The 13,736-nt window shown below is 71.3% G+C and carries 14 protein-coding genes; 9 read left to right on the forward strand and 5 right to left on the reverse strand.

Translation table 11 applies throughout. The features are described 5' to 3' along the window. Positions 1-128: 128 nt before the first annotated feature. Complete coding sequence (locus EDD34_RS02340) at positions 129-1,064, reverse strand: LysR substrate-binding domain-containing protein (RefSeq protein WP_123813135.1); 936 nt, start codon at positions 1,062-1,064, stop codon at positions 129-131. Positions 1,065-1,233: 169 nt separating this feature from the next. Between EDD34_RS02340 and EDD34_RS02345 the strand changes: the two genes are divergently transcribed. Then, a complete protein-coding gene (locus EDD34_RS02345) occupies positions 1,234-1,893 on the forward strand; it encodes a hydrolase (protein ID WP_123813136.1) in 660 nt (219 codons plus the stop codon). 54 nt (positions 1,894-1,947) lie between these two features. Here EDD34_RS02345 and EDD34_RS02350 read toward each other — a convergent pair whose 3' ends face one another. Then, positions 1,948-2,517, reverse strand: a complete 570-nt coding sequence (locus tag EDD34_RS02350; protein ID WP_246012146.1) for a M15 family metallopeptidase — start codon at positions 2,515-2,517, stop codon at positions 1,948-1,950. A 181-nt stretch (positions 2,518-2,698) separates the two neighbouring features. On the opposite strand from EDD34_RS02350, the gene EDD34_RS02355 reads away from it, so the two are divergent. The 4 genes from EDD34_RS02355 (at position 2,699) to EDD34_RS02370 (ending at position 6,398) form a co-directional block, all read left to right on the forward strand. Next, a complete protein-coding gene (locus EDD34_RS02355) occupies positions 2,699-3,379 on the forward strand; it encodes a response regulator transcription factor (protein ID WP_123813137.1) in 681 nt (226 codons plus the stop codon). Then, a complete protein-coding gene (locus EDD34_RS02360) occupies positions 3,376-4,539 on the forward strand; it encodes a sensor histidine kinase (RefSeq protein ID WP_123813138.1) in 1,164 nt (387 codons plus the stop codon). The genes EDD34_RS02355 and EDD34_RS02360 overlap by 4 nt, the downstream gene beginning before the upstream one ends. Positions 4,540-4,662: 123 nt before the next feature. Next, positions 4,663-5,256 carry an RNA polymerase sigma factor gene (locus EDD34_RS02365; RefSeq protein WP_123813139.1) on the forward strand — a complete coding sequence of 198 codons (594 nt, stop codon included), beginning with the start codon at positions 4,663-4,665 and terminating at the stop codon, positions 5,254-5,256. Beyond that, entirely contained in the window at positions 5,253-6,398 is a 1,146-nt protein-coding gene (locus EDD34_RS02370; RefSeq protein WP_123813140.1) for a hypothetical protein, read from the forward strand. The genes EDD34_RS02365 and EDD34_RS02370 overlap by 4 nt, the downstream gene beginning before the upstream one ends. A gap of 43 nt (positions 6,399-6,441) precedes the next feature. Here the strand turns inward: EDD34_RS02370 and EDD34_RS02375 are convergent, their stop codons facing one another. Further along, complete coding sequence (locus tag EDD34_RS02375) at positions 6,442-6,933, reverse strand: nitroreductase/quinone reductase family protein (RefSeq protein WP_123813141.1); 492 nt, start codon at positions 6,931-6,933, stop codon at positions 6,442-6,444. A gap of 201 nt (positions 6,934-7,134) precedes the next feature. Next, positions 7,135-7,290, reverse strand: a complete 156-nt coding sequence (locus EDD34_RS20570; protein ID WP_170176943.1) for a hypothetical protein — start codon at positions 7,288-7,290, stop codon at positions 7,135-7,137. Between the two features lie 59 nt (positions 7,291-7,349). On the opposite strand from EDD34_RS20570, the gene EDD34_RS02380 reads away from it, so the two are divergent. From EDD34_RS02380 to EDD34_RS02395, 4 genes are read left to right on the forward strand one after another with little or no spacing between them, the layout of a single operon-like run. Further along, entirely contained in the window at positions 7,350-8,516 is a 1,167-nt protein-coding gene (locus EDD34_RS02380; protein WP_123813142.1) for an acyl-CoA dehydrogenase family protein, read from the forward strand. 42 nt (positions 8,517-8,558) lie between these two features. After that, the gene (locus EDD34_RS02385) at positions 8,559-9,338 is read left to right on the forward strand and encodes an electron transfer flavoprotein subunit beta/FixA family protein (protein ID WP_123813143.1); all 780 of its coding nucleotides are present in this window, start codon (positions 8,559-8,561) and stop codon (positions 9,336-9,338) included. Positions 9,339-9,351: 13 nt separating this feature from the next. Next, on the forward strand, positions 9,352-10,314 hold the full coding sequence (locus EDD34_RS02390; protein ID WP_123813144.1) for an electron transfer flavoprotein subunit alpha/FixB family protein: 963 nt from the start codon (positions 9,352-9,354) through the stop codon (positions 10,312-10,314). Positions 10,315-10,319: 5 nt separating this feature from the next. Then, entirely contained in the window at positions 10,320-12,182 is a 1,863-nt protein-coding gene (locus EDD34_RS02395) for a cytochrome b/b6 domain-containing protein (protein WP_123813145.1), read from the forward strand. A gap of 50 nt (positions 12,183-12,232) precedes the next feature. Here EDD34_RS02395 and EDD34_RS02400 read toward each other — a convergent pair whose 3' ends face one another. Next, positions 12,233-13,723 (reverse strand): FAD-binding oxidoreductase, encoded by a 1,491-nt coding sequence (locus EDD34_RS02400; RefSeq protein WP_123813146.1) that lies wholly within the window; start codon positions 13,721-13,723, stop codon positions 12,233-12,235. Positions 13,724-13,736 lie beyond the last annotated feature (13 nt).

Consider the following 13,736-nt stretch of genomic DNA (forward strand, 5'->3'; position numbering starts at 1 on the left):
TCGGGCTCGTCGTCATCCCACGGGACCATGTCCTGCGGTGCCGGGTCAGGGTGAACCCGGTGCGCCGCGCTCCGCAAGTGCTCTAACCAATGGGGTCGGTCCTCATGAGACGTGTGAACCCCCAGCTCCTAGGCGACCGGACCGCGGAGCCATCCGTGGCGTTCGGCGCAGCGCCGTGCCGTGGCCAGGACGCCCGCGACGGCGGGCGAGTGGTCGGTCGTCGGCCACATCATGGACAGGTCCGCCGCGATCTGCGGGTCCACGACGTCGCGGACGGTGAGGGAGCTGCCCAGGTTCGCGGCGTGCTCGGCGAACGACGCGGGGGCGAGACCGACCTCGCGCCCACCGGAGAGTCGCGCCAGCATGGCGTTGACCGGTGGGTCCTCGAACGCGCGGATGTCGGGGGAGAAGCCTGCTTCCTGGCAGGCGGCGACGATGCCGTCGTAGTAGGCCGGTGCGAGGCGGCGCGGGAACAGCAGCAGGGTCTCGTCGCGCAGCTGCGCGAGCGGGATCTTCGGCGCCACGGCCAGACGGTGCCGGGTGCTCAGGAGCGCGGAGACGGCCTCTCGGCGCAGCACCTCGTCGCCCACGCCGTCGAAGGGCTGCGGGGCCAGGGCGAGGCCGACGTCGAGCCGGCCGGTGGACAGTCGTTCGGGGATCTCGGCGCTGAAGATCTCCCGGGCGTCGATCGTGAGGTCGGGATGCTCCTCCTGGAGCGCGGCCAGGAGCACGGTGAAGGTGCCGAAGCTCGAGACCGGCGTGTAGCCCAGCCGCAGCGTGCCCGCGCTTCCCGACCCGGCCAGCCGGGTCTGCTCGAGGGCCTGCTCGAGAGCGGTCAGCGCGACGGGCGCCTCCTTGAGCAGCGTCCGGCCCGCCGAGGTGAGGTGCACCTGGCGGCTCGAACGCACGAACAGCGGGGTCTGCAGGGCCTGTTCGAGCCTGCGGATCTGGTGGCTCAGCGACGGCTGGGAGATGTAGAGCCGGGCGGCCGCGCGGCCGAAGTGGAGCTCCTCGGCGACGGCCAGGAAGTAGCGCAGGAGACGCGGGCTGATATCGATAGACAAAGCCTATCGTCCGACGTCGGGACAAGTCTTGGACGCCTGCCGGAGCACCGCCATAGCGTCGTGTCACGCCACCCCTCGGCCCGTTCGTCCACCGGATGACCTCGCCCGAACGGCTCTGAGCCGGCCCCTCACTCCGTGGCGTTCCACCCATCACACAGAAGGAAACGACATGACGCATACCGCGAAGGTCGGACTCGACGCCCTGCTCACCCCCGAGGAGAGCGTCCTGCTGCTCATCGACCACCAGCCCTTCCAGGTCGCCAACCTCCACAGCCATGAGCCGACCATGATCATCAACAACACCGTCGGCCTGGCCAAGTTCGCCAAGGTGTTCGACGTGCCGACCATCCTGACCACGGTGATCGAGGAACGCGGCGGCCACCTGATCCAGGCGATCCAGGACGTCTTCCCCGACCAGAAGCCGATCAACCGCACCTCCATCAACACCTGGGAAGACCGCCGTGTGGTCGAGGCCGTGGAGAAGACCGGGCGCAAGAAGCTGATCATCGCGGGCCTGTGGACCGAGATCTGCGTCGCCATGCCGGCCATCCACGCCCTGGCCGACGGGTACGACGTCTTCGTCGTCACCGACGCCAGCGGCGGAGTCAGCGCCGAGGCGCACGACATGGCGGTGCGCCGGATGGAGCGCGCGGGCGTGACCCCGGTCACCTGGCTGGTCGTGTCCAGCGAGTGGCAGCGCGACTGGGCCCGCGAGGAGACGGCCAACCAGCTCGGCCCGATCCTCTTCGAGCACGGCGGCGCCACCGGCGTCGCACTCGCCTGGGAGCTGCAGCTGCTGGCCACACCCACCGACGGCGCCGGCGCGTAGCGCAGACGGCTCCTTCCGGGCGGGGCTGCCAGGGCCCGCGAGCTCCCGCCCCGCTCAACCCCCGGCGTCGTCGTGCATGGGCGGGCAGGTCCCTCCGGGCCGCGTGAGGAGTTCGAAGTGCCAGATCTCGTTCGCGTACACCTGGCACAGGCCGTAGTCGGCACCGTGCTGGATCAGCCAGTAGGCGCCCTCGGTGGGGCCGATGTCGACGGCGTCGCCGCTGACGTGCTGTGACGTCTCGGCGTCCGCGACGGTGCGCCGGGCCTCGGCGGGGCCTTTGTTCCGGACCGCGTCGTCGTACAGCTTCTGCTGGTAGGCGGGGCTGCGCCATCCGCTCGTGATCCAGAAGTCGATGCCGGCGGCGCTCGCGTCTTTCGCGGCCTGGCGGACGGCGGCGTGGAGTGCGGGGTCGAGCCGGGTGACCGCGGGGAGGTCGTCGTCGGGCGCGGCCAGGCCGCCGGGGATGTCTCCGCCGGTTCGGCCGGTCGATCCGCTCGGTCGCGGGCTGGGGTCCAGTGCGTCGTGGGCCGCGAGGAGCGCCGGGCCCGCGGCGCGTTCGATCAGCGGGTAGGCAGCGGCGCCCGCGAGCAGGGTGACCGCTCCCATGAGCAGGACGACGGTCACGCGTCGCCCGCCGCGCGTACCGTGGCGAGGCCCGGTTGCCCAGGCACGGGCGTGGGCGTCCTGTGGGGGTTCCTGAGTGCTCGGTGCGTCCATGACACGAGGACACCGGAGACGATGTTGCGAGAGCGTCTTCGGTTCTCGATACGCTGCCGATAACTCGCCCCGGGTAGCGTCTGAGGGCATGCGAGTGCTGGTGGTGGAGGACGAGCCCTATCTCGCGGAGGCGATCCGTGACGGGCTCCGCCTGGAGGCGATCGCGGCCGACGTCGCGCACGACGGCGGTACCGCGCTGGAGCTCGTCACCACCACTGCCTATGACGCGGTGGTGCTCGACCGCGACATCCCCGGGGTGCACGGCGACGATGTCGCGCGCCGCCTCGCCGCCGAGCATGCGGGTGTGCGGATTCTCATGCTGACGGCTGCCGGTGGGCTGACGGACAAGGTGGCGGGGTTCGAACTGGGGGCCGACGACTACCTCACCAAGCCGTTCGCGATGCGGGAACTGGTGGTCCGGTTACGGGCCCTGGCCCGGCGTCCCGCCGCGGCCTCCCCTCCCGTGCTCGAACTCGGTCCGGTGCGTCTGGACCCGTTCCGCCGCGAGGTCTACCGGGACGGCCGGTACATCGCTCTGACGCGCAAGCAGTTCGCGGTGATCGAGGTCCTGATGAACGCCCGCGGCGGGGTCGTGAGCGCGGAGAAGCTGCTCGAACGCGCCTGGGACGAGAATGCCGACCCGTTCACCAACGCCGTCCGCATCACCATCTCGACGCTGCGCAAGAGCCTCGGCGACCCCTGGCTGATCCACACCGTGCCCGGGGCCGGGTACCGCTTCGGCGAGCGGCCCGAGGGCGAGCGGCCATGAGCGGGCCATCGGGTGCGGCCCGGCGGAGCCCGGGCCCGTCGGTGCGCCTGAAGCTCACCCTCAGCTACGCGGGGTTCCTCGTGGTCGCCGGGGCGGCGCTCTTCGCCGGCCTGCTGGCCGTGCTGCGGTTCGTACCCGACGAGAACCTCTACGTGTACGACGGCGGCTTCGCTCCGAACCGCTCCGACCTGTTGGAGGTGGCCGTCCCGACATCCGGCGCGGCCCTCGTCTTCCTCGCGATCGTCGGACTGGCGGGCGGGTGGGTCCTGTCCGGCCGGATGCTCGCCCCGCTGGACCGCATCAGCCAGGCCGCCGCACTGGCCGCGGACGGCTCGCTCACCCACCGGGTCGCGCTCGAGGGACCCGACGACGAGCTGCGTCGGCTCGCCGACACGTTCGACGTCATGCTCGGGCGCCTGCAGCACGCCTTCGACGAGCAACGCCGGTTCACCGCCAACGCCTCGCACGAGTTACGCACGCCCCACACCGTCACGAAGTCCCTGCTGGAGGTCGCGCTGGCCGACCGCGAGGGCCGGGACGTCGACCGGCTCCTGACCCGCCTGCACGAGACCAACGAGCGCTCGATCGTGCTGGTGGAGTCCCTTCTCCAACTCGCCCGTCTCGACCACGACGAGCTCCCGACCGATCCGACGGACCTGTCCGACGTCGTCCGCGAGGCTGTCACGGTGCGGGAGACCCTGGCCACCGCCGCGGCCGAGGCAGCACCCGGTGCATCGCCCGGCGGAGCAGAGGGAGCCGCGCCGGAGCTGGTCACCGCGCTCGACCCGGCTCCCGTCCAGGGTGATCACGTCCTCCTCGTCCAGCTCGTCGCCAACCTGCTCGGCAACGCCGCACGCCACAACCTCCCGGCCGGCGGTCGCATCGAGGCCCGCACCGGGCACGACGCCGCGGGCCGCCCCACCCTCGTGGTGGAGAACACCGGCGCGGTCCTCGACCCGGCCCTCGTCGCCACCCTCACCGAGCCCTTCGTCCGCGGATCCGCACGAACGCGCGGTCGGAGCCGTCCGGTCGGAAGCGGCCTGGGCCTCGCCGTTGTCAGCTCCATCGCCCGCGCCCACGCAGCGAACCTGACCCTCCGCCCGCGCCCCGGCGGCGGCCTCGTCGTGGCCGTGACGTTCGACCGGGCCGGGCTCGCTTGAGCGCACTGACGGGAGTCACCTCGGCGACGTGGTCGACGGACGAAGGCGGACGAACCCTCGAGACGAACACGTGACGACTCCGGCCGTGGCGTTACCCGAGCCCGTGAGCGGACATTTCAAGACGTGAGCAGATTACGAGGACTTCCCGGCGGTGACCCGCCGTCGGCCGGGGACCGCGTCACGGAGTTGTGGCGTGACCACGCCTGGCGGGTCCAGGCGTATGCGATGCGGCATGCCGACCCGCATGACGCCCAGGAGGTGGTGGCCGACACGTTCCTCGTGGCCGTCCGCCGTGTCGACGACATCCCCGTGGACCCCTTGCCCTGGCTGCTGGTGGTGGCCCGGAATGTCCTGCGCAATCAGCAGCGTGCCGCGCGGAGGCGCCGTTCCGCGGAGTCCGCGTTGGAGCGCCTCGCGCGCGTCGCCAGAACGGACGGTGCCGACGAGGCCGTCGCTCAGCGCGACGCGATGCTCGTGGCGCTGAACAACTTGGAGCCGAAGGAACGGGAGGCGCTCCTGCTCACGGGTTGGGACGGCCTGGCTCCGGCCGACGCCGCGCGCGTGGCCGGCTGCGGCAAGGCGGCTTTCAAGATGCGGCTGTCACGGGCGCGTCGAAAGCTGACCGCCCTGGTCGGCGGCCACACGACCGTTCGCGAAGCCGGGATCGCCGAGGACGGCCCGCGGAACAACCGGACAGCAGCGAGGAGGACACGATGATCCACGAACCCCACCAGATCCTGAGCGATCTGGCACCCGCAGGTCCGCCCGACTCTGCCGGACTGGAGCAGGCGCGCGCCGCATTCGAGTGGGGTCGTACGCAGGGTGCGTTCTCCTTCTCGACCGACGTCGAGAACACCGCGATCATGCGTAGCCGGATGTGGACGCCGCGGCACGCGGTCGCTCTCGGCGTCGTCGGCCTGCTGCTCGCCGGTGTGGGGGCGACGGCGAGCTTCCTGAATGCTGATCGACCGACGTCCGATGTCGCCGCGCCGCCCGTCCTGTTCGATCCGCTCCGCCTGCCGGAAACGTGTGGACAGTACTTCTCGATGCCGGAGGCGGTACGCGTGCCGGTGGAGCGGTGGGACGAACTCCTCGATCATGCCGTGACACGGCCTGACGTGCCGATCACCGCTCCGCCGACGTTCGAAGCCGTCCCGGTGGACTGCCCGGACGGGGTGGCCACGGCGTTCTTCGTGGACCGGGAGAACGAGCGGGCCATCGCGGTGCTGCATGGGGGGTCGCTCCCGGACGCGGTCGATCCGGAAACCAGGACGGGGCCGCCGGAAGCAGACGGCGTCGATCTGCGTGGTACGGAAGCGCAGGAGCTTGCGTCGCCGGCGGGATTCCGGTTCATCTGGTGGACCGAGGGCGGCGACCGGTGGTACGCCCAGGGCAACGGTGTCACGCGGGACGACCTCGTGTCGGCCCTGGAGGGCCTGGAACTCGGATCCGGTGAAGTGTCCGGGGCGCCCCGGGGATACGAACGGGTGGAGCTTCCGAAGGCCGAAGCGGGTACGAAGCAGTACCAGTGGATGCTGTGGCAGGGGTCGGTCCAGGACGGCCGGCTGAGCAGCGGGTCGCCGTACGTGCGAGTGGCCTGGCCCGCTCTGGTTCCCGAGGAGTACGCCTACCTGGAGGGAACAGGTGAGTTCGTGGAGTTCGACGGCGGACTCGCGACGTACTTCGAGGACACCACCGGGGTCAACGCCAACACCTTCAGCTGGACCAAGGACGGTGTGCGGTACAGCATCTCGGACTCGGACGCGGACCTGGCGACGATGAAGCAGATCGCCCGCTCCATGGAACCGGTTGACGCCGACGACCCGCGCCTCCGTCTTGACGACTGGAACTACGACTGACCGGGGTGTGGCAGGTCCCGGTACCGACCCGTTCGTGGCGAAGTCAGCGGTCCGCGAGTGGCTGCAGCCGGAACAACCGCACGACGCGCCCGGACTCGCGTTCGTAGTTGCGGTAGCCGGGCCACTGCGACTCGAGCAGCTCCCAGACGGCGTCGCGCTCGTCGTCCTCGATGAGCGTGGCCCGGACCGGCATGTGGCGGCCGTGCACGGTGATGCTCGCTTCCGGATGGGCCAGCAGGTTGTAGGTCCATCCGGGGTGTCGCTGCTGGGCGAACGACGTGCCGGCGACGATCGCCCGGCCGCGTCCGTCGGGCGTGTACATCAGGTAGGTGTCGCGCGCCTCGCCCGACCGGGCGCCGGTCGTGTGCAGGACGAGCGACGGCACCAGCAACCCGCTGAGCTGCAGGCGGCCGCGGGAGAGCCTGGCGGTCAACCACTCGGCGGGCGGGAGCAGCACAGGGCCGACGGCGCGGAACGCCCGGGTCCGCGTCAGAGGGGCGATCGCGGAACGTGCCACGTGCAGAGCCCTGTCCACCGGGCCATTCTCACCGGGCTGACGGTTCGGCGCCTCCCGGCGACGGCGCCTGCGAGACTGTGGCGAGTGCCGAGGAGCGTCGCGCCGTCCGTCGTCGGCCGCGTTTCCGGAGTGGGGAGACGCCGTTTCAGGCGCCGGGTCGGGACCGCCCATCGATCGGGAGCGTCCGTCGGCGGATCATCCTTGATCTGAGACTACGTCTCAGGCATACTCGCGAGCACCCGGGTGGGCGGCGCGACGCCGACGCACGAGACTCTCGACGACGAGCAGGACGGAGCCCGCGATGCGAGCTGGCGACACGACGACGGTCGCCTCGACGCGGCCCCGGATCACGTCGAGGCCGGCTGACCGGAACACGGTAGTTCCCCTCCACGCGCCGGGCACCACAGCCGCCCGGCTCAACGAAAGGCGAAGCCATGCAGCGTGACATCTACGACGAGGACCACGAGGCGTTCCGCGAGGTCGTGAAGGAGTTCGTCAAGCGCTACGCGACCCCCGAGAAGGCGAGGCAGTGGGACGCCGACGGTGAGGTCGACCGCGCCACGATGAAGGCCGCGGCGGAGCACGGCCTCGTCGGGCTCTCGGTGCCGGAGGAGTTCGGCGGCGCCGGGATGCTGATGGACTACCGCTTCCGCAGCGTGGTGAACGAGGAGCTCGTCCGGAGCGGGCACGGCTCCGCGCTGGCCGGGGCCGTGGGGATCCAGGACGACCTCGCGGTGCCGTACCTCGCCCACTTCGGCACCGACGCCCAGAAGGCGAAGTGGCTCCCGAAGATGGCCACCGCCGAGGTGCTCGGCGCGCTCGCGATGACCGAGCCGGGTGCGGGCAGCGACCTGCGGTCCGCTCGGACCACCGCGAAGAAGGTGGACGGCGGCTACGTCGTCAACGGTGCCAAGACGTTCATCTCCAGCGGCAAGACCGCCGACATCGTCGTCACGTTCGTCAAGACCGGCGAGGGCAACCGCCCGGACGCCTTCAGCCTGATCCTCCTCGAGGACGGCATGGAGGGGTTCGAACACGGCAAGAAGCTGCACAAGATGGGCTTCCCCGGCCACGACACGGCCGAGCTGAGCTTCAGCGACGTCTTCGTGCCGGACGAGAACCTCATCGGCGGCGTCGAGGGCCGCGGGTTCGTGCACCTCATGATGAACCTGCCGCTGGAGCGCCTCTCGATCGGTGCCGTCGCCGCGGCGGTGAGCGAGGCAGCGCTCGGGTGGACGCTCGACTACACGACGAGCCGCGAGGCGTTCGGCAAACCGGTCGTCGACTTCCAGAACACCCGGTTCCGCCTGGCGGAGATGGCCACGACGGTCGACGTCATGTGGGCGTACATCGACCGCGCGATGAACCTGTACCGGAAGGGCGAGCTCAGCGCGGACGAGGCCGCCAAGGTGAAGTTCTGGTGCACCGAGCGGGAGTGGGAGATCCTCGACCAGGGCGTCCAGCTGCACGGCGGGTACGGCTACATCCTGGAGTACCCGATCGCGCGGGCCTTCCTCGACGCCCGCGTGCACCGCATCTACGGCGGCACCAACGAGGTGATGCGTGAGATCGTCGCCCGCAGCATCACGGGTCGCAAGTAGCCTTCTCACGTCAGCCGTCCGAGGAAAGAGCAGAGTCTGTCCATGAGGATCGTCGTCCTGGTGAAAGTCGTGCCCGACACCAACGCTGAGCGGACGCTCAGCCTGGAGACAGGGCTCGCCGAGCGTGCCACGGCCGGTCTCGTCGCCGACGAGATCGGGGAGCGCGCCCTGGAGGCCGCGCTCGTCTACGCCGACGCGCACGACGGCACCGAGGTGCACGTGCTGACCGTCGGCCCCCAGGAGTCGACGGCGTCGATCCGCAAGTGCCTCGCGATGGGTGCGGCGAGCGCCACGCACGTCGTGGACGACGGCCTCGTCGGCGCGGACCTCGGGCTGACGGCCGAGGTCATCGTCGCGGCGCTCGGCCGGGTCGGGTACGACCTGGTGATGGCCGGCAACCAGTCCACCGATGGCATGGGCGGGGTGCTGCCGGCCATGGTGGCCGAACACCTGGGCCTCCCGAGCCTGACCAACCTCGCCGCGCTGACCATCGGGGACGCCGAGGTGAGCGGCACGCGCGTGTCGGACGACGCGACGGTGGGCCTCAGCGCGCCGCTGCCGGCGGTCGTGTCGGTGACCGAGGCGCTCCCCGACCCCCGGTTCCCGGGATTCAAGGGGATCATGGCGGCGAAGAAGAAGCCGCTGGAAGTGATCTCACTGGCCGACCTGGGCATCGACGCGGAGGACCTGAGCACGTCGCGCTCGATCATGCTCGCGGTCGACGCCCGTCCTCCGCGAGGCGCGGGCGTGAGGATCACCGACGACGACGGTGACGCCGGCACGCGGCTCGCGGCCTTCCTGGCCGAGAACCACCTGATCTGAGAGGAGGACGACGATGACTCTTGCTGCTGACTCGATCCTGGTCCTGCTCGACACCACCCCCGACGGCGGACTGGCGAAGTCCTCGGCCGCGCTGCTCGGTGCGGCCTCGACCGTGGGGACGCCGGTCGCGCTCGTTCTCGGCGACGAGGCGGCCACCACGGCGGCCGCCGAGCTCGGGGCCGCCACGGTGCTGCGCGCGCCCGCGCCGGACGACGGTCAGGTGGGCGTGGTCGACGCCTTGGCCGCCGCCGCGGCCCTGGCCCGGCCCGATGCCGTCCTGGCGTCCCACTCGGTCGACGGCCGGGAGGCCGCCGCCCGCTTCGCGGTACGCACGCGCTCCGCCATGGTCGTCGACGCGATCGGGGTGGACCGTGACGACCAGGGCGTCATCGCTCGCGGCTCCGCCTACGGCGGGGCCTACACCGTGACGTCGGCGGTGACGCACGGGGCCCCGGTCATCACGGTGCGCCAGGGCGCCGTCGAGGCGCGCGCCGAGGCGCGGCCGCCGGCCGAGATCCTGCTGGAGGTCGCCGCGAGTGGTGTTCCCGCCGCCGCGACCGGTGCGGTCGAGATCGCCGAGAAGACCGCCGGGCGCCCGGAACTGCGGGGCGCCGCGAAGATCGTCTCGGGCGGCTGGGGCCTGGGCTCGAAGGAGGACTTCGCGATCGTCGAGCAGCTCGCCGACACGCTCGGTGCCGCGGTCGGCGCGTCGCGTGCCGCCGTGGACGCCGGGTTCGTGCCGGCGTCGGCGCAGGTGGGCCAGACGGGCGTGCAGGTCTCGCCGCAGCTCTACATCGCCCTGGGCATCTCCGGGGCGATCCAGCACCTGGCCGGCATGCAGACCGCGAAGACCATCGTCGCGATCAACAAGGACGAGGACGCACCGATCTTCGAGATCGCCGACTTCGGGGTGGTGGGCGACGTGTTCACCGTCGTGCCGCAGCTCATCGCGGAGATCGAGAAGGCGAAGGCGTAACGGTCGTGGCGACGTTCTCGCGGAGTCTTCGTCAAGGGCTGCCCCGTCGTCCCGGCGGACCGGCCTGGCCGCCGGCCGGCGAGGCCACGGCGGCGCCGGCCGGGGCCGACGGTGCCGCTGCCGAGGAGGCGGCCGAGCCCGCGCTCGCAGCGGCGGCGCCCGCCGCGCCCGCTTCCTCTCCGGCGCCCGTTTCTTCTGCCGCGCCCGCTTCTCCTGCGGCTGGCGCCGCACCCGCACCGGCACCCGCACCCGCCCAGGCGCCGGTCGGCGGCGTCGAGGTCACGCTGCGTCGCGGCCTGCCGCGCGTCGCCGGTGGCGAGCCCTGGCCGCCGGCCGGCGTCGTCCGGCTGGACCACTCCTCCGCCCCGGCGGTGACACCGTCCGCGGGCCCGCCCGCGGCGGTGGGCGAGACCACCGACGTGGGCGGTCCCGCCGACGTCGGTGAGGGTGTGGCGACCACGGCCGCGGACTCGCCCGTCGCGGTGGAGGCTCCGGCTGCCCCGGTGCCGGCGTCCGCAGAAGACACCCCGGCTGCCTCCGGGCCGGCCGGACCGACCGTCGAGAGCGTCGCGGAGCAGGTGACGCTGCGCCGCGGCCTGCCGCGCGTCGCGGGAGGCGAGCCCTGGCCCACGGCGGAGACGGCCACGGTCCGGCGACGGCTCCCTGTCGCATCCGAGGCGGCCCCCGCACCGGCCGCGACCGAGCCGTCCCGTGCCGAGCCGGCCGACGGCGGGTCACCCGCCCCCGAGCCCCCTCGGGCAACTTCGACGCCGAGCGCTCCCGCCGATCAGGGCGGGAGCACGCCGGCCCCCCTCCCTCCTGCCGCCGTCGAACCTGCCCGGGAGGCCCTGACCGAGCCGGTCCCCAGCGAACCGGCCGTGGCCGAACCGGCCATCACCGCGCCGGCCCCGGCCGAACCGGCCCCCACCGAGCCGGTACGACGCGCCGCGTCCGTGCGTGAGCCCCGCAGGATCGGCTCCCGCACGCTCGGCGAGTGGGCGCGGACACTCGGGTGGCGGCTGGCCGCCGTCGTCGCCGCGGCGGGGATCGTCGTGCTGGCCGCGCGCGGCGTGACCACGCTCCCGGGTGTGCCCGGGTTCCTGGAGCGCTACCCCGGGTCCTACGACCTTCCCGCTTCCGCCCCGGTCGGCTTCCCGGTCTGGGCGAACTGGGCGCACTACCTGAACTTCTTCTTCCTGGTGCTGATCGTGCGCACGGGCCTGCTGGTGCGGTACCAGAAGACCCCGCCCGCCTCCTGGACGCCCGCGAGGGGCGGCAAGAAGATCAGCATCTATCTGTGGCTGCACACCGGCATCGACCTGCTGTGGCTGGCCAACGGGGTCGTGTTCGTGGTGCTCCTGTTCGTGTCCGGCCACTGGATGCGGATCGTGCCGACCTCGTGGGAGGTGTTCCCGAACGCGGCGTCGGCGGCGCTGCAGTACCTCACGCTGAACTGGCCCACCGAGCACGGCTGGGTGAACTACAACAGCCTGCAACAACTCATGTACTTCGTGGTGGTGTTCGTGGCCGCCCCGCTGGCCGCGATCACCGGGCTGCGCATGAGTGAGTGGTGGCCCAAGGACGCGGGTCGGCTGAACAGGCTCTTCCCGGCGCCCGTGGCCCGGGCGGTCCACTTCCCGACGATGCTCTTCTTCGTGCTGTTCGTGATCGCGCACGTCACCCTGGTGTTCACGACGGGGGCGCTACGCAACCTGAACCACATGTTCGCGGCCACCGACGCGGTGAGCTGGGAGGGCTTCGCCTGGTTCGCGGGAGGTCTTGTCGTCGCGGTCGCGGCGCTCGCCGCGGCGAGGCCGCTCGTGATCGCGCCGATCGCGTCCCTCTTCGGCAAGGTCAGCAGCCGCTGAGCGGTCCTGCCGTGGTGACCGGCACCTGCCGCGATCGGGGTGCGACCGCCTCACACCACGGGGATCGACTGCGCGTGGTGGAAGACGTTCGCGGGATCCCAGCGGCGCTTCACGGCGACGAGGTTCCGTTCGTTGTCGCGGAAGTTGTCGAGGAAGTAGAGCCACAGGGCGTGGTCGACGTCGCCCGCGGCGTGCGTGCCGAGAACGCTGTCCGGGTAGTTGTAGTACGCGCCCGCGACCGTTCCGCTCGGGTCGCGGGCCGGGTCGGGAGTCCCGCCGTACTCGGCGTAGACCTCCCGGTAGAAGTCGTTGATCCATCCCAGATGGGCGTCGGCCTGGACGTCGTAGGGGGCCCGGCGTCCCTCGCCGGGACGCGAGGCGTTGAGCCAGTAGGTCTGGTACTGCAGCTTCATGATCGCGTCACGCTGGGGAACCGCGGTCGCGTCGGAGGCGACGCGGTTGACGGCACCCCCGTAGCTGTCGACCTGCAGGAGACTCTGGCTCATGTCCGACTCGGCGACACCGTGCGGGGTCGTCCTGAGCCAGCGGTGGATCGCGGCGACCTGGTCCGGCGGGAACGCCTTGTTCAGGTAGGCGGACTTGTACTTGCCGAACTGGTTGGGCCCTGAACCGTTCAGCGTCTGCAGCGCCTCGAGGTAGGTGACGTGCTGCACGCTCTCGTTGCCGACAGGGGCCGTCGTCCATCCGGGATGGCCGCCGAGCGGGTTCCGCAGCGGCGTGTGATCGACGATCGCCCCGAAGCGCGTGCGCGCTTCCGCGTACCGCCGCTCGACGTCCGCCCGGTGGTCGAGGAGAGTGGCCCCTTCGGGAGAGACGGCCTGGACGGTCATGCCGAGCTGCCCGGCCGAGACGTGGGTGAGCTTCAGCAGGCTGAACTCGGTCTCGGGCATGTCACTCACGAACTCCGCGTAGAAGGCGAGCAGGTCCGCGAAGGCAGCCGAGTCGATCGACGCCCAGTCCCAGGAGAGGGTGTAGATCGAAGCGAACTCCGGAGCCTCGGGCAGGTCGTCGAAGTAGTAGCGCAGGATGACACCGAAGTTGCCGCAACCGGCCCCCCGCAGGGCCCAGAAGAGGTCTCGTTCGTCGTCCGAGGCGCTCGACGCCGACACGTGGTGCAGCTCGGCGCTGTTCGACGACGCGTTCCAGGTCACGATGTCGACCGCGCTGAGATGGTCGACGACCAGGCCGCGCAGTCGCGACAAGAGCCCGTACCCGCCGCCGGTGATATGGCCACCGGCACCGACCGAGTAGCAGGATCCTGCGGGCAGTGTCCTGTGGAAGGCGTTGAGCAAGGCCCGGTAGACGGACCAGTTCTCACAACCCGCCTCGACGACGAATGCCGGCCGTCGTTCGTCCCAGCCGACCCGGTTCATCGCCGACATGTCGATGACGGCCCTGGTGGTGCCGTTGTAGATGAAGTCCTCGTAGCAGTGGCGCCCCGACACGACCTTGACGTCGCGCCCGTACCGGGAGATCGCCTCGCCGACGTACGCGACCGCCTCGGAATCGTTCCTGGGCACATAGACCGCCTGG

This window comes from Myceligenerans xiligouense (assembly GCF_003814695.1).
In the GTDB taxonomy this organism is placed as follows: domain Bacteria; phylum Actinomycetota; class Actinomycetes; order Actinomycetales; family Cellulomonadaceae; genus Myceligenerans; species Myceligenerans xiligouense.

Excerpts from the sequence above, each read along its gene's own strand:
- EDD34_RS02345 (WP_123813136.1), top strand. The coding sequence starts at position 1,234 with ATGACGCATACCGCGAAGGTCGGACTCGACGCCCTGCTCACCCCCGAG.
- EDD34_RS02355 (WP_123813137.1), top strand. The coding sequence starts at position 2,699 with ATGCGAGTGCTGGTGGTGGAGGACGAGCCCTATCTCGCGGAGGCGATC.
- EDD34_RS02360 (WP_123813138.1), top strand. The coding sequence starts at position 3,376 with ATGAGCGGGCCATCGGGTGCGGCCCGGCGGAGCCCGGGCCCGTCGGTG.
- EDD34_RS02370 (WP_123813140.1), top strand. The coding sequence starts at position 5,253 with ATGATCCACGAACCCCACCAGATCCTGAGCGATCTGGCACCCGCAGGT.
- EDD34_RS02380 (WP_123813142.1), top strand. The coding sequence starts at position 7,350 with ATGCAGCGTGACATCTACGACGAGGACCACGAGGCGTTCCGCGAGGTC.
- EDD34_RS02385 (WP_123813143.1), top strand. The coding sequence starts at position 8,559 with ATGAGGATCGTCGTCCTGGTGAAAGTCGTGCCCGACACCAACGCTGAG.
- EDD34_RS02390 (WP_123813144.1), top strand. The coding sequence starts at position 9,352 with ATGACTCTTGCTGCTGACTCGATCCTGGTCCTGCTCGACACCACCCCC.